Genomic DNA, 24,357 nt, shown 5'->3' with positions numbered 1-24,357 from the left:
CTGTCGGCCCCACAGACTCCAGGAGAACAGCTCCACAAGAGCCCGCTTCCCCTGACCGAGGTTCCTCCCCATGTTTTTCTCCCTGAAAGCCCGCATCCAGCTCACCAGCCTGGCCATCATCGCCCTGGCGATGGCCCTGGTATCCGTGGTCAGCTATTTCACTGTCAAATCCCACTACGAGGATACGATCAAAAGCAACCTTGATGCCGTCATCAAGAGCAACGTCGACAACATCGAGCACTGGGTGAACTCCAGCATCACCATGGTCGAGGCCGCCCGCAGCCGCATGCGCGAAGCGGACCAGCTCCCAGCACTGCGGCAACTGGCCGAATCCGGCGGTTTCGCCATGGCCTACATGGCCAGGACCGACGGCAGCCTCATCAGCAGCGACGGCTGGCAGCCCGGCAGCGACTACGATCCGCGCCAGCGCATCTGGTACCAGGAGGCCGTCAAGGCCGGCAGGACCGTGCTGACCATGCCCTACACCGACATCAACACCGGCGCACTGGTGGTCACCATCGCGACCCCGGTGACGCAGGATGGCCAGTTGCGCGGCGTCCTCGCCGGCGACATCACCCTGGCCAGCATCATCGCCAGCGTCGCGGCGATCCGCCCGACCCCGGAGAGCTTCGCGTTCCTGAGCCGCAAGGGCGAAACACTGATCGCCCACCCCGACGCCAAGCTGTCCCTGCAGCCGGTCACCATCCTGAATCCGCTCCTGACCCCGCAGCTCCTCGCTGCCGCGACCCGGGACGACCACTGGCAGCAGATGGAACTCGGCGGTCGCAGCAGGCTGCTGCGCGTGACACCGATCGCCGGCAGCGAATGGGAGCTGGGCGTCGCCCTTGACAGCCACGAGGCGACCAGCGGCCTGCGCGCCATCATCCAGTCCTCGCTGGCAACCCTGCTGATCGTCACCCTGAGCGCCGCCGTCCTGCTCGGCCTGTGGCTCAAGCGCGCCTTCGTCGGCCTGATCCACGCCCGCGACGCCATGGAAAACATCGCCAGCGGCACCGGAGACCTCACCCGGCGCCTGCCCGTCAGCGGGCGCGACGAAGTGGCCCAGATCGCCGGCGCATTCAACCGCTTCGTCGGCAAGGTCGAGCAGGTGCTCATCGACATCCGCGACAGCAGCGAATCGATCCGCCTGGCCTCCGACGAGATCGCCCAAGGCAGCCAGGACCTCTCCGCACGCACCGAATCCACCGCCGCCAACCTGCAGGAAGCCTCGGCCTCGATGGAGCAGCTCACCGGTACGGTAGGCCTCACGGCGGAATCCTCGCAGCAGGCCAGCCAGCTGTCCCAGGGAGCGACCCGGGTCGCCTCGCAGGGCAGCGAAGTCGTCGCGCAGATGGTCAAGACCATGGGCGACATCGATGCCGCCTCGCAGCAGATCGCCGAGATCGTCAGCGTCGTCGACGGCATCGCCCTGCAGACCAACCTGCTGGCGCTCAATGCCTCGGTCGAAGCCGCCCGCGCCGGCGAGCAGGGCCGCGGCTTCGCCGTAGTCGCCAGCGAGGTGCGCCAGCTGGCCAGTCGCAGCGCCGCTGCCGCACAGCAGATCCGCCAGCTGATCGACGCCTCGGCCGACAAGACGCGCAACGGCGCGGGGCTGGCGCAGAACGTCGGCGAAAGCATGGAGCGGGTCGTGGGCAGCGTAGACCAGGTCGCCGGGGTACTCGGCGAGATCAGTGCAGCCACCCGCGAGCAGAGTCAGGGCATCGCCCAGGTCAACCTCGCCGTCGCCGAGCTGGACCGCATGACCCAGCAGAACGCCCTGCTGGCCGGCGAGTCCACGGCCGCCGCCGCCCACCTGCGCGAACAGGCACGCCGCCTGAGCCTTTCCGTAGGGGCATTCAAGCTGTCCGGCGCCGCGCCCGAGCCCGCCCCGCTGCGCTCGACTCCGCAGCAGCAGGAGGAGGAAGCCGTGTTCCTGTGACCTGTGCGCCTGGCGGATAGCGCCAGGCGCACAGGCCCGCGACGTGGCGCCTGAAACCGTCAGGCGCCGCGCTTCGGCCTGGCGCACCCGGCAGCGCAGCCAGCAAGCGCAGGCGAAACGGTCGTGCCACAAACCGGCGGACAGGGGCCGTCCGCAGACGCCATGAGCAAACGGTGGCGCATGGCAATGCAGGACGAGAGGGACAGACGGGAAAGGTGCGTCAACCGCCACCAGGGGCGATCACGTCAAATCGGAGCGTAGGCTGGCCTGCGGAAAAGGCCGGGGAGAAAAGCTGCAGAGGGGCAGAAATGGAGGTGGCCCCACCAGCCACACCCCGGCACACGATGTCACCGCTACGGCTGCTCCCTTCCGGGCCTGACCGGGTTTACGGCTGATCGTTGCGGGGGGACCGATGGAGCCACCATAACGTACCCGCCAGTCGGCGAGCCGCGCCATTGTAGCGAGTCGCGCGCAAGTTACAACCCGGCAAGCGAAAAACTCTGCGCCACGATCTGGCGGCCGGGCGGATCGCCATTACCTGCAGCAGGTCTGACCTGCATCAATATGCAAAGTGGATCACAAAACAAGCGCATTGAATTATCATCGCACCGCAAGATTCGCCGTTCTCGCCCCCCAGGCGACCGACAACGCCTCGGCAGCCGATCCCTTGCCTGAGCAGAGCCCCCAGCGCGACCGAGAGCCCAAGGAATGCAGGACAACAAGAAAACCACCCTCCGCGGCTGGATGTGGCGTGCTTTCGTGCAGAGCGCACTGATTCCGCTGGTCCTGGTGGAGACCGTGCTGATCGCCGCCTACCTGCTGACCAACAGCTCGATTCGCGAGGCACAGATCGAGCACCTGCGCGAAACCGCGCTGAGCGATCTGAAGACCGCCGCCCAGCAGGAAGCGCACCTGGTCAGCGAGCGGCTGGCCGCCATCGCCAAGCTCACCGACGTCTACCGCCACCAGATCGACAGCGTCCTGCGCGCGCCGGGCTACCTGGTCGACGAAGCGGAGCGCCAGCGCCACACCCGCACCGAGGATGGCGTGCTCTATACCCGCACCGACGACGGCCGGGCCGCCTCCTTCTACGCCAACAGCACCCCGCCCGAACGCCAGGACCTCGAACGCGTCCTGCGCCTGGCCCAGCTCGACCCGCTGATGAAGAGCCTGCACAGCGCCAATCCGCTGATCGCCTCCATCTACTTCAACACCTGGGACAGCTACAACCGGATCTACCCGTGGTTCCACACCCCGTCGCAGTATCCCCACGACATGGTGATCCCCAACTACAACTTCTACTACCTCGCCGACACGCGTCACAACCCGCAGCGCAAGGTGGTTTGGACCGACATCTACGTCGATCCCGCCGGCCAGGGCTGGATGATGTCGGCCCTCGCACCGGTCTACCGGGGCGACTTCCTCGAAGGCGTCGCCGGCCTCGACATCACCGTCGACACCATCCTGCGCGAGATCGCCGGCCTGCAGGTGGCCTGGAACGGCTATGCGCTGCTGGCCAGCGGCGAACTCAACATCATGGCCCTGCCCCCCCAGGGCGAGCGGGACCTCGCCCTCGCCGAGCTGACCAGCCACTCTTACGACGAGGCCATCCGCAAGGAGATCTTCAAGCCGGCCGACTTCAACCTCGGCAAGCGCCCGGACACCCTTGCCCTGGCCCGCGCCATCAGCCGCGCCCAGACCGGCATCGAGGCTCTCGTGCTGGACGGCAAACCCAAGCTGGCGGCCTGGGCGACCATCCCGGAAACCGGCTGGAAGCTGATCACCGTGGTCGACGAGGCCGAGGTGTTCAGCAAGACCAACACCCTCGCCGAACGCTACCAGCAGATCGGCTACCTGCTGATCGCCGGGCTGGTGCTGTTCTACCTGCTGTTCTTCGCGGTCATGTGGCTGCGCTCGCGCCAGCTGGTCGACCAGCTGCAGCAGCCGATCGACGGTGTCACCGGCATGATGGCGCAGATCGGCCAGGGCAACTGGAGCCCCGAGCGCGCCCAGTCGAGCATCGACGAACTCGACCGGATGGCCAGCGCCGCCGCCGTCATGGGCGAGCAGCTCGCCCGCAGCGAAGCCACCCGCCGGCAGGCCCAGGAGCAGCTCGCCCTGGTTCTCGACTCGACCACCGACAGCGTCTGGGAGATCGACCTGGACCAGCGGCGCATCCACATCGAGGGCCGCTTTCTGGAGCGCTTCGGGCTGGGCGAGCCGGACATGGCGCTGGACGCCTTCTACGCCCTGGTCCACCCCGACGACCTCGAGGCGGTGGTGGTCTGCCACGAACATCCCGAGCAGCACCCCAGCGACAACTACACCATCGAATTCCGCTTCGCCGACGCCTGCGGCATCTACCACTGGCTGCTCAGCCGCGGCCGGGCGATCGCCATCGATGTCGAAGGCCGGGCGCAGCGCCTGGTCGGCACCCACGTCGACATCGATGCCCTCAAGGCCACCCAGGAGGCGCTCAGCCAGGCCAGCCAGCAGGCCCAGGCCGCCAACGTGGCCAAGACCCGCTTCCTGTCGAGCATGAGCCACGAGCTGCGCACGCCGCTCAACGCCGTGCAGGGCTTCGCCCAGATGATCCAGCTCGAACTGCTCGAGCGCCCCGAGGAAGCCGGCCTGCAGCAGTATGCCGGCGAAATCCTCGCCGCCAGCAGCCACCTGTGCCTGCTGGTCGACGACATCCTCGACCTGGCGCACATCGAGGCGGAAAAGACCAGCGTCAGCCTGGAAACCGTCGATGCCCGGCAGATCATGAGCGAATGCATCGAGCTGATCCGCCCGCAGACTCGCGAGCAGCACCTGCAGCTGGAAAGCCACCTGCCCGAAGGCTGCCTGCTGGTGCGTGCCGAGCCGCGGCGCCTGCGGCAGATCCTGCTCAACCTGCTGAGCAATGCAGTGAAGTACAACCGTCCCAACGGCCTCATCTCGCTCAGCTACAAGACCACCCCCACCAGCCTGCGCCTGATCGTCGAGGACACCGGCCTCGGCATCGACGCGGACAAGCAGGCTCTGCTGTTCAAGCCGTTCCAGCGCCTCGGCCACGAGAACAGCACCATCAAGGGCACCGGTATCGGCCTGGTGCTGAGCCGCGAGCTGGCCGAACTGATGCATGGCCGGCTCGGCTTCAGCAGCGAGCCCGGCATCGGCAGCACCTTCTGGATCGAGCTGCCGTTCAATCCGGCGATGCAGCGCGGCAGCGCCGGCCAGCAGCGCGCCACCCCCACGCCGCGCCTGCGCATCCTCTACGTCGAGGACAACCGCGCCAGCCAGATGCTGGTGCAGAAGGCCCTCGCCGACCTGGGCGAGGTGGAGGTGATGGAGAACGGCCTGGAGGCCCTGCACTGGATCACCGAGAACCCACCGGAACTGCTGCTGCTCGACATCGACCTCCCCGGCCTGCAGGGCGACAGCCTGCTGCGCAGCCTGCGTCGCAACGCGCGCACCAGCGAACTGCCGGTGATCGTCATCAGCGCCGGAGCCCTGCCCGAGGACTTCGCCCAGGTCAGCGACCTCGACGTCATCAGCTACCTGACCAAGCCGCTGAAGATACACGCCCTGCGCGAGGCGGTGCTTCGCGCCTGCAGCCCGCGCTGCGCCTCCGGCAGCGATGCTTCGGCACCCGCCATCTGATCCGCGGCGCTGAGCGAGCGCCGCAGGTGCGTGCCTGCGGCGCCCGCCAGCCCTCGCCGCTCCGGACAGCAGGGGCGGACGCACACCCCTCCCCGCGGTGCGATACCCGCGCTGCGGACGCTCTCCCATATGTACCTGTCGCCGCGCCGACAGATAATCCGAAGTAATTTTCTACCAGAACATATAAATAGTCCGGCGCATATATACCAGATCAACCAACTTGCAAGTCGACAACCATAAAACCGCAAACCGGAATATACGAATATCCCGGTATTAATTTTCTACCAGCGCAATTAGCAATCCTGCACAACAACAAGAACGACAAACAAGCGCGAACGGCCCGCACGGCCAAAGTGCCATGCAGGCTACAAACAAGAATTGAATGCAGGACTCCCGTCGGCGAACTTCGCCTGCACGCGGACGAGCGTCAAGGCGAAGCGTAAATCCCCGCCGAAACCGCTCTGGAAAGCCACTTCCGGGAAACGCTAGGGACCTTGCCCACCCTCAAGCGATGCGTCCATACCCCACCCCTGTCACTCGAAAACCCTTCAACAAAACAACTTCCAGCACTTCATAAAGTAGACGCCGAGTGAACGCTCAACAAGTAATCAGGCTGCCTTTACGAGTTGCAAAGCCGCACTACACTCACGTCCATAAGCACGCTTCAAGTGATGCTTTCCACGAATTGCCATCGACATTGCAAAGACTCGTTTTCAAGAATTTGCGGTAAATCTTGGGGCGGTAGCGTGCCCGGAACAGCCTGTCAAACAGCAACTATCCGGCAGCACCCGCCAGCCGACAGGCGATCCGCCCCGGCCGCGAGGAGATTCGACATGCGCAGCATCCTGATCCCCCTTTCCCTGATGCTGGCGCTGGCCGCCACTCAGGCCATCGCGCTCCCCGCAGCGCCGGACGCCCCACGGTTCGCGGCCAGCCCCCTGCTGCTGGCGGTCGACGAGTCGAGCGCCGAACAGCGGGACGCCAGGCCCGACCAGGCGGCCACCCCAGCCACGCCGGCGCAACCGGGAAGCGCGGACGAACCGGCCTCGCCGGCGAAGCCTGCCACCCCCGGCGAGGAGCGCACCCCCGGCAATGGCCGCGACCAAGCGCCTGCCAGCCGCAGCTGACGGCCGGCCCCAGCGCGGCGCGGGCAGCACGAAGCGCCGCGAACAGGAAGGCCTGTCGCTCGAGCATTCGGTTGCGGCAGATGCGGGCGCCATCGGCGGCGCCCGCTGACCTCCACGACGTCACCAGAGAACACGCCATGATCCTCCGTCACCTTCTCCTGGCCCTGAGCCTCGGCCTGCTCCTGCCCCACGGCGGCGCCGTGCGGGCGGAAGGCTACTCCACCTACAAGCTGGCCTCGGGCGACATCATCGCCATCAGCGTGTTCGGCGAGCCGGATCTCAGCTTCCCGGAGGTCCGCCTCAACGACGCGGGCATCTTCTCCTACCCCTTCCTCGGCGACATCCAGGCCAGGGGCAAGACCGCCGCCGAGATCGAGCGGATGCTCGCCGAGCGCCTCAAGGGCGGCTACCTGGTCGACCCGCGGGTGTCGGTCAGCATCCTCAGGTACCGCGAGTTCTTCATCAGCGGCGAAGTGAAGACCCCCGGCGGCTACACCTTCCAGCCCGGCCTGACCCTGCGCCGCGCCGTGGCGCTGGCCGGCGGCCTGACCGAGCGCGCCTCGACCAGCCGCATCACCATCATCCGCGACCAGGATCCCCAGCGCCGTCCCGAGCGCGCCAGCCTCGACACCCCGGTGATGCCGGGCGACACCATCACCATCGACCAGGGTTTCTTCTGACCCACTGAGCAGGGGGCTTTCTGCCATGGACACCACCGCCCGACACCAAGCGCGTACCTGGATCGCCAGCCGCCTGACGAGCGATGCTCCCGACATGCTGCAGATGTGGCAAACCATCTGGCGGCGCAAGTGGGGAATTCTCGCCCTGATCCTGATCGTCATGATGGTGGCCGCCCTGGGCACCTTCGCCGTCACCCCGACCTACCGGGCCACCGCCACCCTGCTGATCGAGCAGAAGAAGGCCAACGTGGTCTCCATCGAGCAGGTCTACGGGGCCGAGGGTACCGGCAACGAGTACCTGGAAACCCAGTTCCAGCTGCTCAAGTCGCGCGCCCTGGCCGAACGGGTGGTGCGCCGCCTGGAGCTGACCAGCCACCCCGAGTTCGATCCGCGCCAGCAGGACGGTCCGCTGATCGACGTGCGCGGCCTGCTGGCCGGCTTCAGCAGCGTGGCCGAGGCCAACCCCGCCACCGGGACGCAAAGCCTGCCGGAGAATGCCGGCGGCCCGAGCGAGGCGAAGATCTTCGACGAGGTGACCCGCGAACTCATGGCCCGGGTGACCATCGAGCCCATGGGCAAGAGCCAGCTGGTCAAGGTCATGGTCGACATGACCGATCCGGAGCTGGCGACCCGCGCCGCCAACGCCCTGGCCAACGGCTTCATCGAGGCCCAGCTGGAAGCCTCCATGGACATGTCCATGATGGCCACCACCTGGATGAACAACCGCATGGTCGAGCTGCGCAGCAAGCTCAAGGACGCCGAGTCCCGCCTGCAGGCCTTCCGCGAGAAGGAGAACCTGGTGGACGTCGGCGGCGTCGCCAGCGTCAGCGCCGCCGAACTGACCGCCACCAGCGACCGCATGATCGATGCCCGCCGCCAGCGCGCCGAGGCGCAGAGCCAGTACCGCCAGGTGGAATCCATGCGCAAGGGCGGCTGGGAGAAGCTCGCCACCATCCCGGCCGTCCTCGGCCACCCGCTGATCCAGCAGTTCAAGTCCGACGAGGCCAAGGCCCGCGCCAAGGTCGATGAGCTGTCCAAGCGCTATGGCTCCCGCCACCCGGCACTCGAGGCCGCGCGCTCCGATCTCGCCGCCGCCTCGGCCAGCCTGCGCGGCCAGGTCGAGCAGATCGTCGCCGGCATCGAGCGCAACTACCAGCTGGCGGTGGCCAACGAAGAGTCGTTGCGCGCCTCGGTGGAATCCAACAAGGCGCAGATCCAGAAGATCTCCCGCAAGGAGTTCGAGGTCCGCGAGCTGATGCGCGAGGTGGAGGCCAACCGCACCCTCTACGACACCTTCATGACCCGCCTGAAGGAAACCACCGCCACCGCCGACCTGGAGGCGGCCAACGCCCGCGTGGTCGACCCGGCGGTGCTGCCCAGCGCGCCGATCCGGCCGATGAAGGGCCTGATCGTCGGCCTCTCCGGCATCCTCGCGCTGGTGTGCAGCGTCGCCATGACCCTGCTGCTGCAGATCCTCAACAACACCTTCAAGAGCATCGAGGAGGTCGAGAGCAAGCTCAACCTGCCGGTGCTGGGCATCCTGCCGCTGGTCAAGAACCGCCAGCGCAGCCAGATCGCCCACCTGTTCAGCAGCAACGAGGACCGCAGCTTCAGCGAGTCGATCCGCACCATACGCACCGGCCTGGTGCTGTCCGGCATGGCCGAGCCGCACCGCATCCTGGTGGTCACCTCCTCGCTGCCCGGCGAGGGCAAGAGCACCGTGGCGGCCAACCTGGCCTACGCCTTCGGCCAGTTGGAGAAGGTGCTGCTGGTCGACGCCGACCTGCGCCGGCCGACCCTGGCGAAGAACTTCAAGTTCCCGGTGGGCACCCCCGGCCTGGCCAACCTGATCGCCGGCACCGCCAGGGTCGAGGACTGCATCAAGACCATCGAGGGCATCGACATGCTGTGCGCCGGCGCCGTGCCGCCGAACCCGCTGGAGCTGCTGTCCTCGGAACGCTTCGCCGCGGTCATCGAGGATCTCAAGAGCCGCTACGACCGGGTGATCATCGACTCGCCGCCGATCCAGGCGGTGAGCGACGCCACCATCCTCGCCACCCACGCCGACGCGCAGATCTACGTGATCAAGTCCGAGACCACGCCGGTGCCGCTAGCGCAGAAAGGCGTCGGCCAGCTGCTGCAGAGCAACTCGCCGGTCACCGGCGTGGTGCTCAACCAGGTGGACGTGCGCAAGGCGCAGAAACAGGGCTACCACTACGGCGGCTACTACGACTACTACGGCTACACCAGCAGCCAGCCGGCCACCGAGGCGCAGAAGGCCTGAAGGCCTGCGCCGCGCCCCGCTACCGGCGGACAACAGGGAGTTCGTCCATGATCGACCTGCACAACCACCTGCTGCCGGGCATCGACGACGGTGCCCCCGACCTCGACACCGCCCTGGAGCTGGCGCGCCTGGCGGTCGCCGAAGGCATCACCCACCTGGTCTGCACCCCGCACATCCACCCCGGGCGCTACGACAACGACCTCGCCAGCATCTCCGCCGCGCGCCAGCGCCTGGTCGCCGGCCTGCAGGAAGCGGGCATCCCGCTGCAGGTCGCCGCTGCCGCCGAGGTCCGCTACAGCACCGAGCTGATGCAGGGCATCGAGCAGGACAGCCTGCCCTTCCTCGGCCGCTGGCACGGCAAGCGCGTACTGCTGCTGGAGCTGCCGCACGGCGAGGTGCCGTTCGGCGCCGAGCGCCTCACCGAATGGCTGCTGCAGCACGACGTCATGCCGATGATCGCCCATCCCGAGCGCAACAAGGGCGTGATGCAGTGCCCGCGCAAGCTCAAGCCGTTCATCGAGCAGGGCTGCCTGCTGCAGGTCACCGCCGGGGCCGTCGCCGGCCACTTCGGCGAGCCCGCCCGGCTGATCGCCTGCGCCCTGCTCGAGCTGGGGCTGGTCACCATCCTCGCCAGCGACGCCCATAACGTCCGCCACCGCCCGCCGGTACTCAGCGAAGGCATGCAGCAGGCCGCACGCATCGTCGGCGCGTTCCAGGCCGAACGCCTGGTCATCGACACCCCCTGGCAGATCGCCCGGGGCCACTTCGCCTGAACCGCGACACGGCCCGGATCCTGCGCGGACGCCCGGAAGGCGCCCCGCCGCTCTCCGCCCATGGATGGCCACGACCCACCACTGGCCCCATCAGGACGACCACCATGCACACGCCGGACGACATCAAACTCGCCATCATCGGCCTCGGCTACGTCGGCTTGCCGCTCGCCGTCGAATTCAGCAAGCATCGCCCCGTGGTGGGCTTCGACATCAACCAGGCGCGCATCGACGCCCTGCGCGGCGGCCATGACGCCACCCTGGAGGTCAGCGACCTCGAACTGCGCGAGGCCAGCCAGCTGCGCTACAGCGCCGACCTCGCCGACCTGGCCGCCTGCAACACCTTCATCGTCACCGTGCCGACGCCGATCAACGAGCACAAGCAGCCCGACCTGACCCCGCTGATCCGGGCCTCGCAGACCATCGGCCAGGTGCTCAAGCCCGGCGACCTGGTCATCTACGAATCCACCGTGTTCCCCGGGGCCACCGAGGAGGAATGCGTGCCGGTGCTGGAACGGGTGTCGGGCCTGAAGTTCAACGTCGACTTCTTCGCCGGCTACAGCCCCGAACGCATCAATCCCGGCGACAAGGAGCACCGCGTCACCACCATCCGGAAGATCACCTCCGGCTCCACCCCGGAGGTCGCCGACCTGGTCGACGCGTTGTACGGCCAGATCATCGCCGCCGGCACCCACAAGGCCGGCAGCATCCGCATCGCCGAGGCCGCCAAGGTGATCGAGAACACCCAGCGCGACCTCAACATCGCCCTGATCAACGAGCTGGCGATCATCTTCAACCGCATGGGCATCGACACCGAGGCGGTGCTCAAGGCCGCCGGCACCAAGTGGAACTTCCTGCCGTTCCGCCCCGGCCTGGTCGGCGGCCACTGCATCGGCGTCGACCCCTACTACCTGACCCACAAGGCGCAGAGCATCGGCTACCACCCCGAGATCATCCTCGCCGGCCGCCGCCTCAACGACGGCATGGGCGCCTACGTGGCCTCGCAACTGGTCAAGGCCATGCTCAAGCGGCGCATCTGCGTCGAGGGCGCCAGCGTGCTGGTGCTGGGCCTGGCCTTCAAGGAGAACTGCCCGGACCTGCGCAACACCAAGGTGGTCGACATCCTGCGCGAACTGGCCGAGTACCACATCAGCGCCGACGTCTACGACCCCTGGGTGAACATCGCCGAGGCCCAGCACGAATACGGCGTCACCCCGGTCGGCGAACCGGCCATCGCCGCCTACGACGCCATCATCCTCGCCGTCGCCCACGACGAGTTCCGCAGCCTGGGCGCCGCCAACATCCGCCGCTACGGCAAGGACGAGCACGTGCTCTACGACCTCAAGTACCTGCTCGACCAGAGCGAGGCCGACCTGCGCCTGTAGCCACCGAATTGTGGGAGGCGCGCCCCGCGCCGCCAGGCGGACACGGTCTGCCGCGCTGCTGTTGCACCCGGCAGCGCGCCGCGGGCGACCTCCCACAAACCATCACCGCGGTTCCCCCTCACCACGGAAGCGCCCACCATGTCCCGCTACCTGGCCCTGCAGCACGAGCTGGCCCGCAGCCACAAGACCTGGCTGGTCACCGGCGTCGCCGGCTTCATCGGCTCCAACCTGCTGGAGGCGCTGCTCGGGCTCGACCAGCAGGTGGTCGGCCTGGACAACTTCGCCACCGGCCACCGACGCAACCTCGACGAGGTGCAGGCGCTGGTCGGCCGGCAGCGCTGGGCGAACTTCCGCTTCGTCGAGGGCGACATCCGCAACCTGGACGACTGCCGCCAGGCCTGCGAGGGCGTCGACCACGTCCTCCACCAGGCCGCCCTCGGCTCGGTGCCGCGCTCGATCGACGACCCGCTCGCCAGCAACGGCGCCAACATCGACGGCTTCCTCAACATGCTGGTCGCCTCACGCGATGCCGGCGTGCAGAGCTTCACCTACGCCGCCAGCAGCTCCACCTACGGCGACCACCCCGGCCTGCCCAAGGTCGAGGACGCCATCGGCCGCCCACTGTCGCCCTACGCGGTGACCAAGTACGTCAACGAGCTGTACGCCGAGGTGTTCGCCCGCTGCTACGGCTTCGCCAGCATCGGCCTGCGCTACTTCAACGTGTTCGGCCCGCGCCAGGACCCGGACGGCGCCTATGCCGCGGTGATCCCGCGCTGGACCGCGGCGATGATCCGCGGCGAGCCGGTGGCGATCAACGGCGACGGCGAGACCAGCCGCGACTTCTGCTACGTCGCCAACGTGGTGCAGGCCAACCTGCTCGCCGCCAGCGCCGCCGCCGGCGCCCGCAACCAGGTCTACAACGTCGCCTTCAGCAGCCGCACCGACCTCAACCAGCTGTTCGCCGCGCTGCGCCGCAGCCTGGCCAGCCACGGCGTGCACTACGCGCCGGGCCCGGTGTACCGCGAGTTCCGCGCCGGCGACGTGCGCCACTCGCAGGCCGACATCGGCAAGGCGCGCCTTCTGCTCGGCTACGCGCCGCAGTTCGACATCGCCGCCGGCATCGCCGCGGCCATGCCCTGGTACATCGCCCACACCTGAACCGGAACCGGCCGCCCCTGCCCCGCGCAGGGCCGGCAGGACCAGCCACCCGCCACGCACCAGAAGAGCCAACCCATGAAGAACTTCGCTCTCATCGGGGCCGCCGGTTTCATCGCCCCCCGCCACATGCAGGCCATCAAGGCCACCGGCAACCAACTGGTGGCTGCGCTGGACCCCAACGACTCGATCGGCATCCTCGACAGCTACTTCCCCGAGGCCGACTTCTTCACCGAGTTCGAGCGCTTCGACCGCCACATCGACAAGCTGCGCCGGCGCAACCACGACAACCAGGTGAGCTACGTGTCGATCTGCTCGCCCAACTACCTGCACGACTCGCACATGCGCTTCGCCCTGCGCAGCGGCGCCGACGCCATCTGCGAGAAGCCGCTGGTGCTCAACCCGTGGAACATCGACGCGCTGCAGGAGATCGAGAAGGACACCGGCCACCGGGTCAACACCATCCTGCAGCTGCGCGTGCACCCGGCGATCATCGCCCTGCGCGAGCAGATGCTGAACAAGCAGTGCCCGACCAAGCACGAGGTGGACCTCAGCTACATCACCGCGCGCGGCCACTGGTACCTGCGCTCGTGGAAGGGCGATGCGCGCAAGTCCGGCGGCATCGCCACCAACATCGGCGTGCACTTCTTCGACATGCTGCACTTCATCTTCGGTGAACTGCAGGAAAACCGCGTGCACCTGTGCACCGCCACCAAGGCCGCCGGCTACCTGGAGTACGAGCACGCCCGGGTGCGCTGGTACCTGTCGGTGGACATCGACGACGTGCCGCGCGCAGTGCGCGAGGCCGGCCAGCGCACCTACCGCTCGATCACCGTGGATGGCGAGGAGATCGAGTTCTCCGGCGGCTTCACCGACCTGCACACCCGCAGCTACGAGGAGATCCTCGCCGGCCGCGGCTTCGGCCTGGAAGCCAACCGCACCGCCATCACCACGGTCGCCGCCATCCGCAACGCCAAGCCGCTGGGCGCCCAGGGCGACTACCACCCGCTGCTCAAGTCCCCCGCCTGCCTGAGGGTCATGTCATGAACCACTACCAGCATCCCAGCGCCATCGTCGACGAGGGCGCGCAGATCGGCGAAGGCTCGCGGGTCTGGCACTTCGTGCACGTCTGCGGCGGCGCCCGCATCGGCAAGGGCGTGTCGCTCGGCCAGAACGTGTTCGTCGGCAACCGGGTGGTGATCGGCGACCACTGCAAGGTGCAGAACAACGTCTCGGTGTACGACAACGTCACCCTCGAGGACGGCGTGTTCTGCGGGCCGAGCATGGTGTTCACCAACGTCTACAACCCGCGCTCGCTGATCGAGCGCAAGGACCAGTACCGCGACACCCTGGTGAAGCGGGGCGCCAGCCTCGGCGCCAACTGCACCATCGTCTGCGGGGTGACCATCGGCGAATACGCCTTCGTCGGCGCCGGCGCGCTGATCAACCGGGACGTGCCCGCCTATGCCCTGGTGGTCGGCGTGCCGGCCCGGCAGATCGGCTGGATGAGCGAGTTCGGCGAGCAGCTCGCGCTGCCGCTGCAGGGGCAGGGCGAGGTGCAGTGTCCGCATACCGGCGCGCGCTACGTCCTGGCAGGCAACACCGTCAGCAAACAGGAAGCCAGGTAAATGCTCGAACGAGTCGACTACCGGGAAACGCCTCTGCCGGCCGCGCAGGACTGGCAGCCCAGCGCCGCACCGCGCGCCGCCGCGCCCGCGGTGCGGGACAGGAAAGCCCTCTACCGGGAGTTCTCCGCCAGCGAGAAGACCCTGCCGATCTTCAGTCGCGCCTGGTGGCTGGACGCCAGCGCCGGCGCCGAGCACTGGGACGTCGCCCTGGTCGAGAACAACGGCCGGGTGATCGCCGCGCTGCCCTACGCCATCGAGCGGCGCCTGGGCCTCACCCTGCTGACCCTGCCGCCGTTCACCAAAATGCTCGGTCCGTGGCTGCGCGAGAGCAGCGCCAAGTACGCCAAGCGCCTGAGCCAGCAGAAGGACCTGATGGAGGCGCTGATCGACCAGTTGCCGGCCTACGACCACTTCGACCAGAACTGGCACTACAGCCAGACCAACTGGCTGCCGTTCTACTGGCGCGGCTTCCGCGAGACCACCCGCTACACCTACCTGCTCGAAGACCTCGGCGACATGGACAAGGTGGTGGCGGGCTTCGAGAACTCCAAGCGGGCCAACATCCGCAAGGCCGTCGAGCGCGGCATCGAGGTGGTCTACGACATTCCCGCGCGCACCTTCTACGAGCACCACTGCCTGACCCTGGCCAAGAAGGGCGCGAAGATCGCCTACGGCTGGGAGGAGTTCCGGCGCATCCACGACGCCTGCTACGCCCACGGCGCCGGCAGGACCATCGCCGCCTACGACCGCCACGGCAACCTGCACGCCGCGCTGTTCGTGATCTGGGACGAGATGAGCGCCTATGCGCTGATCTGCGCCATCGACCCGGACTACCTCACCCATGGCGCGGCCTCGCTGCTCAACCAGCAGATCATCGCCTACGTCGCCGACAAGACCCGCCGCTTCGACTTCGAGGGCTCGATGATCGAGTCGGTGGAGCGTTCGTTCCGCCAGTACGGCGCGGTCCAGACGCCCTACTTCGCGGTCTCGCGCACGCCGTCGCGCCTGCTCAAGACCTTCCTGTTCCTCCGGGACCTGAAGGCAGGCACGCCATGAACGCCCGCAAGACCTGGCCCTCCCGCGCCGTCCTCGACTGGCTGGAGCACCTGCTCGCCGAGCGCTACGGCCACGCCTTCAGCCTGCAGGACAGCGGCGGTGCCAGTGTGCGCCTGAGCCTGCCGGGCAGCCCGGCGGCCATCGAGATCGACACCGACGCCACCACCTTCGCCCGCGCCGACTCCAACCTGCCGCATGCCAGCTGGGCGGCCAGCCGCGAAGGCTGGCACTCGGTACTCGGCAAGCCGCTGCCGGCGCCCGGCGGCAGCCGGCTGCGCTGGCCGCTGATCGAGACCACGCCCGGCGGCTACCGCATCCACTACGACCTGCTCGGCCTCGCCTACTGGATGCTGACCCGCCAGGAGGAAGTGGACCGCAGCGACCTCGACGTCCACCAGCGCTTCCCGGGCACCGCCTCCCACGCCTTCCGCCACGGCTACCTGGAGCGCCCGGTGGTCGACGAGTGGCTGCACGTGCTCGGCCAGGTGATCCAGCGCCTGTGGCCGCACCTGCCGCTGCGCCAGCACCGCTTCGCCATCAGGGTGTCCCACGACGTCGACCGGCCGAGCCGCTACGGCTTCTGCTCGACGCGCGCCATCCTGCGCGTCATGGCCGGCGACCTGCTCAAGCGCCGCTACCTGCGCAGCGCCTGGCTGGCGCCCTGGGTGCGCCTGAACAGCCGGCTGATGCTGCACCCCGCCGACCTCGACAACACCTTCGACTGGCTGATGGACACCTCCGAGCGGCACGGCCTGACCAGCGCCTTCTACTTCATCTGCGGGCGCACCGACGCGCGGCGCGATGCCGACTACGAGCCCGAGCACCCGGCGATCCGCGAACTGCTGCGGCGCATCCACGCCCGCGGCCACGAGATCGGCCTGCACCCCAGCTACGCCACCTACCAGCGCCCGCAGGCCATCGCCGCCGAGGCCGCGCGGCTGCGCCGGGTGTGCGCCGAGGAAGGCATCGTGCAGGACGCCTGGGGCGGGCGCATGCACTACCTGCGCTGGGAGAACCCGACCACCCTGCGCGCCTGGGAGCAGGCCGGCATGAGCTACGACAGCACCCTCGGCTACGCCGACCGGCCGGGCTTCCGCTGCGGCACCTGCTTCGAGTACCCGGCCTTCGACCCGGTCGCCGGCCGGCCGCTGAAGCTGCGCATCCGCCCGCTGATCGCCATGGAGGAAACCATCCTCGAACCGCTGTACATGGGCCTGGGCCGCGGCGAGGAGGCGCTGCGCAAGTTCGCCGAGCTGCGCGAGCGCTGCCAGGCGGTCAGTGGCTGCTTCACCCTGCTCTGGCACAACTCGATGTTCGATACCCAGGCCGAGCGCACCCTCTACCAGCAGATCCTGCAGGGCGCCGCCCCCTGCGTGCCGCCCGCGCGAGCGGCGACCGTCCGCCTCAGCCGCGCCTGAACCGCCTCCGGAGCCCGAGATGAGAATCGCCCTGCTGGCCTTCCACTTCCGCCCCGACGAGGCGGTCGGCGCCATCCGCCCGGAGAACTGGGCCAACTGGCTGGCCGAGGAGCACGAGGTGCACGTGGTCACCCGCGCCGCCGGCGCCGGCCCCGGCGACGCCAGCGCGGATGCCGCCGCCCCCTACCGGGTGGTGCGTACCCGCTCGCGGGCGATCGCCCTGATCGAGACGCTCAACGCCTGGCGCAAGCGCGCCCGCCTGCAGCGGGCGGTTGCGCAGGCCGGCCAGGCCAGGGCAGCCGGCGGCCCGGCCAAGGTCGGCTCAGGCGTGCTGACCTACCGCATGCCCTGCCTGCACGACCTCTGGCTGCCGTCCGCCTACCGGGCGCTGCAGAGCATCCGTCCCGAGCTGGTGATCGCCACCCACAGCCCCTACATCAGCCTGGTCACGGCCCTGCTGTACTGCCTGAACCATCCCGACACCAAGCTGTGGGTGGACTTCCGCGACCTGTGGGCCGACGACCACAAGTCCACCGGCCTGCCGCCGTTCTCCCTGCTGGAGCGCTACCTGGAGAAACGCGCGCTGGCGCGCGCCGAGGTCGTCTCCACGGTCAGCCAGGGCCTGCAGGCGGCCCTCGACCGCTCGCTCGGCGCCGCGCGCACCCGGCTGATCTACAACTGCCCCGGCCAGTGCGCCGATGCCGCCGCCGGTGCGCCGCGGCCGGCCGGCGCGCCGCTGACCCTGAGCTACACCGGCAGCCTGTTCGACGCCTGGCGCGATCCGGCGCCGTTGCTGCAGCGGCTGGTGGCGCTGCGCGCGGACGGGCGGATAGCCCCGGACGCGGTGCGCTTCTGCGTGGCCTCGAAACACCCAGGCAGCCTGCTCGAGGTCGCCCACCGGCTCGGCGCCGAGGGCTTCGTCGACTTCCGCGGCGCCCTGCCGCGGGCCGAATCCATCGCCCTGCAGCGCCAGTCGGACATCCTCGTCCTGCTCGAGTCGCCGGCCCCCGAAGCGCGCGGGGTACTGACCGGCAAGCTGTTCGAGTACCTCGCCACCGACAAGCCGATCCTGGCCCTCGGCCCCGACCAGCACTCGGAAATCAGCAGGGTCCTCGAGCAGCACGGTCGCCGGCTGAGCCTCGACGACCTCGAACGCATCCTCGACGGGCGGATGTCCCTGCCGAAGCAGCAGCCGGTCGACTACGCGCTCGTCTCCCGGCAGCAACTGCTCGCGGCCGTGCGCAGCCTGGCCGCGCCCGACCGCGATGCTGCGAGCTGCTGCCAGCCCCAGTAGCCCAGCGCCGTCCACGCCGTCCCGAGTCAACTCGCAGCACCGGAAGGGAACACCGGCCCCCCGGCCGTCCACAGCCACCATCGAGCCTCGGCCACCATGACGAACCTCATCCCCAGCCTGCTGATCGCCACGGCGATCTCCCTGGTGCTGCAGACCAACTACCGGCTGTCCCCGGAACTGGGCGTCGGCGAGATCGGCCTGGCACTGATCATCGTCTACGCCATCGCCAGATGCTTCGCCACGCCAGCGCGCACGCCGTCGCTGCGCGAGCACCCGCTGCCGCTGCTCAGCCTGCTCCACCTGCTGGCGATCGTGCTGCCGGTCACCGCACTCAACGCCCTCTACGACACCTACGGCATCGCCTTCCGCGACCTGCTGGCCTACCTGCTGTGCGCGCTGACCATCTTCGCCCTGGCCACCCAGGCCGAGCGCACCCGCCAGATCGCCCTGCTCACCCTCGTCATCACCCTCGCCCTGGTGTCGCTGCAGTACCTGTTCGGCGACGTCAGCGTCTGGTACGCCACCACCCGCTTCACCGGCGGCGCGCGCAACCCCAACCAGCTGGCCCTCTACCTGGTCTGCCTGATCCTGATCACCGCCATCCACGTCACCCGGCCGCTGCTCAGGACGCTCTGCTTCAGCCTGCTGGTGTTCTTCGGCCTGGCCAGCCAGTCCGACGCCTTCCTCGCCTACCTGGCGCTGACCGTCGGCGTGCTGCTGCTCAGCCTGATCGTCCCCAGCCGCTTCTTCATGCTGGTGGCGCCGGCGACCCTGATGCTCGCGCTGCTGCTCGGCCTGTGGTTCCTCACCGACATCGCCAGCTCCCTGGGCAGGCAGTGGTCGCTGGCCGACCAGGGCGGCTCGCGCCTCACCCTGTACATCAACGGCCTGCAGGCCTGGCTCGACAACCCGCTGACCTTCGTGCTGGGCAACGGCGCCGGCAACTTCTCGGGGCTGCACGGGCCCTTCCAGGGCTGGGAGGCGCACAACACGCCGATCGACATCCTCACCGTCGGCGGCCTGCTCGGCCTGCTCGCCATCTACTTCTTCCCGGTCAAGTGCGCCATCGACGTCTATCGGCTCGACCAGCGCCTGGTGTTCGCCTGCACCGCCGGCCTGATCGGCTTCACCTTCTTCCACTTCGTGGCCCGCCACCCGATCTTCTGGGTCACGCTGTTCGTGCTCTATCAGCACATCAAGGAACAACGGGAGGTTGCCCCAGCATGTGCGGTCTAGCCGGTTTCTGGTCGGTGGGCGTCAGCGACACCAGCGCCTCGCCGGGCATTGCCTGGCGCATGGCCAATACCCTGCGCAGCCGCGGACCGGACGATGGCGGGGTATGGCTGGACCAGGCGCACAACCTGGCCCTCGGCCATCGCCGCCTGGCGATCCTCGACCTGTCGCCGGCCGGCCACCAGCCGATGCAGTCGGCCTGCGAGCGCTACGTGATCGCCTTCAACGGCGAGATCTACAACCACCTGGAGCTGCGCGGCCAGCTCGAGGCCGCAGACCGCGCGCCGGCGTGGCGCAGCCACTCCGACACCGAGACGCTGCTCGCCGGCTTCGCCGCCTGGGGCGTCGAGCGCACCCTCAAGGCCTGCATCGGCATGTTCGCCATCGCCCTGTGGGACCGCCAGGAGCGCCAGCTCACCCTGGCCCGCGACCGCCTGGGCGAGAAGCCGCTGTACTACGGCTGGCAAGGCAACACCCTGCTGTTCGGCTCCGAACTCAAGGCGCTCAGGGCGCACCCGGCGTTCCGCGCCGGGGTGGACCGCGGCGCGCTGACCCTGCTGCTGCGCCACAACTGCATCCCGGCGCCCTACAGCATCTACCAGGGCATATCCAAGCTGCCGCCCGGGCACTTCGTGACCCTGCCGCTGCACGATGCCACCGCCGCCCGCACCGCCGAACCCAGCGCCTACTGGCGCCTCAACGAGGCGGTGGAGCGCGGCCTGGCCGAGCCGTTCGCCGGCAGCGCCGAGGAAGCGGTCGAGCTGCTGCACGCGCAGCTGTCGCGCAGCATCGGCGCGCAGATGCTTGCCGACGTGCCGCTCGGCGCCTTCCTCAGCGGCGGCGTGGACAGCAGCACGGTCGCCGCGCTGATGCAGGCGCAGAGCAGCCAGCCGGTGCGCACCTTCACCATCGGCTTCGACGAGGGCGGCTACGACGAGGCGGTGCATGCCAGGGCGGTGGCCCGCCACCTGGGCACCGAGCACACCGAGCTGTACGCCAGCCCCGCGGACGCCCTGGCGGTGATCCCGCGCCTGCCGAGCATGTACTGCGAGCCGTTCAGCGACAGCTCGCAGATCCCCACCTTCCTGGTCAGCCAGCTGGCGCGCCAGCACGTGACGGTGGCGCTCAGCGGCGACGGCGGCGACGAGCTGTTCGGCGGCTACAACCGCTACCTGAGCGCACGCAAGGTGTGGAGCCAGATGCAGCACCTGCCGGGCTTCGCCCGCCAGGCCGCCGCCGGCCTGCTGCGTGCACTGCCGCCGGCCACCTGGGACCGCCTGTTCGAGATGGCCAGGCCGCTGCTGCCGCGGCGCCTGCACCTGGCCATCCCCGGCGACAAGGCGCAGAAGCTGGCCGACGTGCTCGAGCTGTCCGACAGCCAGGCGTTCTTCCGCCAGCTGACCAGCCACTGGAAGGATCCGGCCAGCCTGGTCATCGGTGCCCGCGAACCGCAGACCCGGCTGACCGACCCGAACGCCTGGCCACACAGCGACAGCTTCGAGCACTGGATGATGGCCATGGACGCGCAGACCTACATGGCCGACGACATCCTGGTCAAGGTCGACCGCGCCGCCATGGCCACCAGCCTGGAGACCCGCGTGCCGCTGCTCGACCACCGCGTGGTCGAGCTGGCCTGGCGCATGCCGCTGGACCTGAAGATCCGCCAGGGCCAGGGCAAGTGGCTGCTGCGCCAGGTGCTCTACCGCCACGTGCCACGCGAGCTGATCGAGCGCCCCAAGCAGGGCTTCGGCATCCCGCTGGACCGCTGGCTGCGCGGCCCGCTGCGCGACTGGGCCGAGGACCTGCTCGACGAGGGTCGCCTGCGTCAGGACGGCTATTTCCATCCCGAACCGATCCGCCGGCTGTGGAACGAGCATCTGGGCGGACGCCACAACTGGCAGCACCAGCTCTGGGACGTGCTGATGTTCCAGGCCTGGCTCACGGAGACCCGGCGCCATGAACTTTCTGCTCATCGCTAGCTTCGCCGATTCGATCCTCGGCTTCCGCGGCCCGCTGCTCGAGGCGCTGCTCGGGCGCGGCCTGACCGTGCACGTGGCCGCGCCGGACCTGCCGCCGGACAGCCCGGTGCGCCGAGCCCTGGAGGCGCGCGGCATCCGCGTGCACGACATCCCGCTCAAGCGCACCGGCACCAACCCGCTGGCCGACGCCGCCACCCTGCTCTACCTGTGGCAGCTGATGCTGCGCATCCAGCCGAGCTTCGTGCTGGGCTACACCATCAAGCCGGTGATCTACGGCTCGCTGGCGGCGCTGCTGGCCCATGTGCCGCGGCGCTACGCGCTGGTCACCGGCCTCGGCTACGTGTTCCAGCAGAACGCCGCCGAGGGCGAACGGCACCTGGCGCTGCGCTCGCTGGTGCAGCCGCTGTATGCCTTGGCGCTGCGCTGCACGCACAAGGTGTTCCTGCAGAACCCCGACGACCAGGCGCTGTTCCGCAACCTCGGCATCCTGCCGCCGGCCACCCCTTCCTGCGTGGTCAACGGCTCCGGGGTGGACGTCAGCGAGTACCGGGTCGCACCGCTGCCGGCGACCCCGCACTTCCTGCTGATCGCCCGCCTGCTCGGCGACAAGGGCGTGCGCGAATACGCCGCCGCCGCGCGCCGGGTGCGCGCGCGCCATCCGCAGGTGGTGTGCAGCCTGGTCGGCTGGATCGACGACAACCCGGACGCCATCGAGCAGCGCGAGCTGGACGCCTGGGTGGCCGACGGCACCCTCGCCTACCTCGGCCGCCAGAGCGACGTGCGCCCGGCCATCGCCGCCTGCAGCGTCTACGTGCTGCCCTCCTACCACGAGGGCACGCCGCGCACGGTGCTGGAGGCCATGGCCATGGGCCGCGCCATCGTCACCAGCGACGCCCCCGGCTGCCGCGAGACGGTGGTCGACGGCGACAACGGCTTCCTGGTGCCGGTGCGCGACGTCGACGCCCTCGAGGCCGCCATGCTGCGCTTCATCGAGGAGCCGGGGCTGGCCCGGCGCATGGGCGCGCGCGCGCGCCAGGTGGCCGAGGACAAGTACGACGTGCACCGCGTCAACGCGGTGATGCTGCAGGAGATGGGGATATGAGCAAGCGCCTGTTCGACCTCCTGGTTTCCGCCACCGCCCTGCTGCTGCTCGCCCCGCTGCTGGCGCTGATCGCCTGGCTGGTGCGCCGCCGCCTCGGCGCGCCGGTGCTGTTCCGCCAGCTGCGCCCGGGGCGCAACGGCATGCCCTTCGAGATCGTCAAGTTCCGCACCATGCGCGACGCCGTCGACGCGCACGGCGAGCCGCTGCCCGACCACGAGCGACTGACCCCCTTCGGCCGCTGGCTGCGCGCCAGCAGCCTCGACGAGCTGCCCGAGCTGTGGAACGTGCTCAAGGGCGACATGAGCCTGGTCGGCCCGCGCCCGCTGCTGATGGAGTACCTGCCGCTGTACGACGCCGAGCAGTTCCGCCGCCACGCGGTGCGTCCCGGGGTCACCGGCTGGGCCCAGGTCAACGGCCGCAACGCGCTGAGCTGGGAGGAGAAGTTCCGCCTCGACCTGTGGTACGTCGACCACCAGTCCTTCTGGCTGGACCTGAAGATCATTCTCCGCACCATCCGCAAAGTCGTCCTGCGCGAGGACATCAATTTCCAGGACGATGCCACGTCCGACAAGTTCACCGGTTCCAAGCAGGCAATCCATCCGCCGAAGAGCGTCAACGCCAACTAGTGGAATCCTCCGTCATGGACATTATTGAGATATCGGGCCAGGAAAGCTGGAAACATGCCCTGGCCAGGGTGCCACGCCACGACTGCTACCACAGCTGGGACTTCCACCAGATTTCCCGCCAAAACGGCGAGGGAACTCCGGTCATGTTCGAAGTCCGACTCTCGAACGGCGGAATACTCTTCCCCCTGCTTTCCCGAACGATCGAGGGATCCAGTTTCAAGGACCTCACTTCGGTCTACGGATATCCATCCCCACTGTTCTACGGCGAGATCGAAGAGGTGGAAATTCCCTCGTTCTGGGATGCTCTCATATCCCATCTGTACCAGCAGGGATATGTCAGCCTGTTCTCCCGCAGCCACCCCATCCTGACCAGCCGGCTGCTGGGCGAGGAGCATCTCCAGCCGTCCGGACGGGTCGTCATCATCCGCCTGGATCGGCCCGAGCAGGAGCAGTACGACGCCTACCGCCCGGACCACAAGGCCAGCCTGAGAAAGCTCCACAAGCTCGGCGCCCGTTGCGTACAGGACAATGGCGTGGGCAGTCTGAAAGGCCTCATCGACAACTACGAGGCGACCATGAGGTCACTCGAGGCCGCGTCCTATTACTTCTTCCCGGCGGCGTACTATCGCGCATTGCTGGACGCCGGGGATTTTGAAGTCCGCATATATTCCTGCACGCTCGACGACGCAATCATGTGCAGCGGGATATTCGTTTTCAGCGGCGAATTCGTGCAGTTCCACCTCAGCGGCACCGCAGCAGAGTTCCGCAATCTGGCGCCCACCAAACTGATGCTCGACACCGTCAGACGGGACGCCGCCCGTCTCGGCTACAAGTACTTCTGCCTGGGCGGCGGGCATGGCGCCCGGGAAGACTCCCTATTCAACTTCAAGTCCGGATTCTCGCGCTTCACCAGGGATTTCCACTTGATCAGGAAAATCATCAATCACGAGGAATACCAGAAGCTCAGCGAGCATTCCCCTGTCGACACAAGCTTTTTCCCCCGATACCGAGCACCGAAAGCGTGAAAGTCAGGAGC

The 24,357-nt window shown here is 68.4% G+C and carries 18 protein-coding genes, 1 other RNA gene and 1 pseudogene; 19 read left to right on the top strand and 1 reads right to left on the bottom strand.

Annotated features, from left to right (window positions below):
- Positions 1–70 precede the first annotated feature (70 nt).
- Both RA210_RS22185 and RA210_RS22180 read left to right on the top strand, forming a co-directional pair.
- Positions 71–1,093, top strand: a pseudogene (locus tag RA210_RS22185) (cache domain-containing protein); the annotation flags it as partial.
- 144 nt (positions 1,094–1,237) lie between these two features.
- A complete protein-coding gene (locus RA210_RS22180; RefSeq protein ID WP_442963389.1) occupies positions 1,238–1,939 on the top strand; it encodes a methyl-accepting chemotaxis protein in 702 nt (233 codons plus the stop codon).
- Positions 1,940–2,257: 318 nt separating this feature from the next.
- On the opposite strand, the gene ffs is transcribed toward RA210_RS22180, so the two are convergent.
- Positions 2,258–2,354: signal recognition particle sRNA small type (gene ffs / locus RA210_RS08045), an RNA gene on the bottom strand.
- A 293-nt stretch (positions 2,355–2,647) separates the two neighbouring features.
- Between ffs and RA210_RS08040 the strand changes: the two genes are divergently transcribed.
- From RA210_RS08040 to RA210_RS07960, 17 genes are all read left to right on the top strand, one after another.
- Positions 2,648–5,584, top strand: a complete 2,937-nt coding sequence (locus tag RA210_RS08040; protein WP_201486027.1) for an ATP-binding protein — start codon at positions 2,648–2,650, stop codon at positions 5,582–5,584.
- Between the two features lie 833 nt (positions 5,585–6,417).
- Positions 6,418–6,711: a hypothetical protein gene (locus tag RA210_RS08035; protein WP_201486026.1), complete on the top strand. Its 294-nt coding sequence runs from the start codon at positions 6,418–6,420 to the stop codon at positions 6,709–6,711.
- 137 nt (positions 6,712–6,848) lie between these two features.
- The gene (locus tag RA210_RS08030) at positions 6,849–7,391 is read left to right on the top strand and encodes a polysaccharide biosynthesis/export family protein (protein WP_136488046.1); all 543 of its coding nucleotides are present in this window, start codon (positions 6,849–6,851) and stop codon (positions 7,389–7,391) included.
- Between the two features lie 25 nt (positions 7,392–7,416).
- Positions 7,417–9,675 (top strand): GumC family protein, encoded by a 2,259-nt coding sequence (locus tag RA210_RS08025; protein ID WP_201486025.1) that lies wholly within the window; start codon positions 7,417–7,419, stop codon positions 9,673–9,675.
- A gap of 47 nt (positions 9,676–9,722) precedes the next feature.
- Entirely contained in the window at positions 9,723–10,448 is a 726-nt protein-coding gene (locus RA210_RS08020) for a tyrosine-protein phosphatase (protein WP_201486024.1), read from the top strand.
- A gap of 104 nt (positions 10,449–10,552) precedes the next feature.
- The gene (gene tviB / locus RA210_RS08015; RefSeq protein ID WP_136488043.1) at positions 10,553–11,830 is read left to right on the top strand and encodes a Vi polysaccharide biosynthesis UDP-N-acetylglucosamine C-6 dehydrogenase TviB; all 1,278 of its coding nucleotides are present in this window, start codon (positions 10,553–10,555) and stop codon (positions 11,828–11,830) included.
- A gap of 138 nt (positions 11,831–11,968) precedes the next feature.
- The gene (locus RA210_RS08010) at positions 11,969–12,988 is read left to right on the top strand and encodes an SDR family oxidoreductase (RefSeq protein WP_201486023.1); all 1,020 of its coding nucleotides are present in this window, start codon (positions 11,969–11,971) and stop codon (positions 12,986–12,988) included.
- Positions 12,989–13,063: 75 nt separating this feature from the next.
- Positions 13,064–14,032, top strand: a complete 969-nt coding sequence (locus RA210_RS08005; protein WP_136488041.1) for a Gfo/Idh/MocA family oxidoreductase — start codon at positions 13,064–13,066, stop codon at positions 14,030–14,032.
- Positions 14,029–14,613: a UDP-2-acetamido-3-amino-2,3-dideoxy-D-glucuronate N-acetyltransferase gene (gene wbpD, locus RA210_RS08000; RefSeq protein WP_136488040.1), complete on the top strand. Its 585-nt coding sequence runs from the start codon at positions 14,029–14,031 to the stop codon at positions 14,611–14,613. Before RA210_RS08005 ends, wbpD begins: the two co-directional genes overlap by 4 nt.
- Complete coding sequence (locus RA210_RS07995) at positions 14,614–15,669, top strand: GNAT family N-acetyltransferase (protein ID WP_201486022.1); 1,056 nt, start codon at positions 14,614–14,616, stop codon at positions 15,667–15,669.
- A complete protein-coding gene (locus tag RA210_RS07990) occupies positions 15,666–17,087 on the top strand; it encodes a polysaccharide deacetylase family protein (protein ID WP_201486021.1) in 1,422 nt (473 codons plus the stop codon). The genes RA210_RS07995 and RA210_RS07990 overlap by 4 nt, the downstream gene beginning before the upstream one ends.
- Positions 17,088–17,106: 19 nt before the next feature.
- On the top strand, positions 17,107–18,381 hold the full coding sequence (locus RA210_RS07985; RefSeq protein WP_201486020.1) for a glycosyltransferase: 1,275 nt from the start codon (positions 17,107–17,109) through the stop codon (positions 18,379–18,381).
- 96 nt (positions 18,382–18,477) lie between these two features.
- A complete protein-coding gene (locus RA210_RS07980) occupies positions 18,478–19,617 on the top strand; it encodes a hypothetical protein (RefSeq protein WP_201486019.1) in 1,140 nt (379 codons plus the stop codon).
- Positions 19,605–21,593, top strand: a complete 1,989-nt coding sequence (gene asnB / locus RA210_RS07975; protein ID WP_201486018.1) for an asparagine synthase (glutamine-hydrolyzing) — start codon at positions 19,605–19,607, stop codon at positions 21,591–21,593. The genes RA210_RS07980 and asnB overlap by 13 nt, the downstream gene beginning before the upstream one ends.
- Positions 21,571–22,695, top strand: a complete 1,125-nt coding sequence (locus RA210_RS07970) for a glycosyltransferase family 4 protein (RefSeq protein ID WP_201486017.1) — start codon at positions 21,571–21,573, stop codon at positions 22,693–22,695. Before asnB ends, RA210_RS07970 begins: the two co-directional genes overlap by 23 nt.
- Positions 22,692–23,321: a sugar transferase gene (locus RA210_RS07965; protein ID WP_201486016.1), complete on the top strand. Its 630-nt coding sequence runs from the start codon at positions 22,692–22,694 to the stop codon at positions 23,319–23,321. Before RA210_RS07970 ends, RA210_RS07965 begins: the two co-directional genes overlap by 4 nt.
- 14 nt (positions 23,322–23,335) lie before the next feature.
- Entirely contained in the window at positions 23,336–24,346 is a 1,011-nt protein-coding gene (locus RA210_RS07960; RefSeq protein WP_201486015.1) for a GNAT family N-acetyltransferase, read from the top strand.
- Positions 24,347–24,357: the final 11 nt, after the last annotated feature.

Origin of the sequence: Pseudomonas sp. OF001, from assembly GCF_904426495.1 — a bacterium.
GTDB lineage: Bacteria > Pseudomonadota > Gammaproteobacteria > Pseudomonadales > Pseudomonadaceae > Geopseudomonas.
This window is presented reverse-complemented; position numbering and strand designations above follow the sequence as displayed.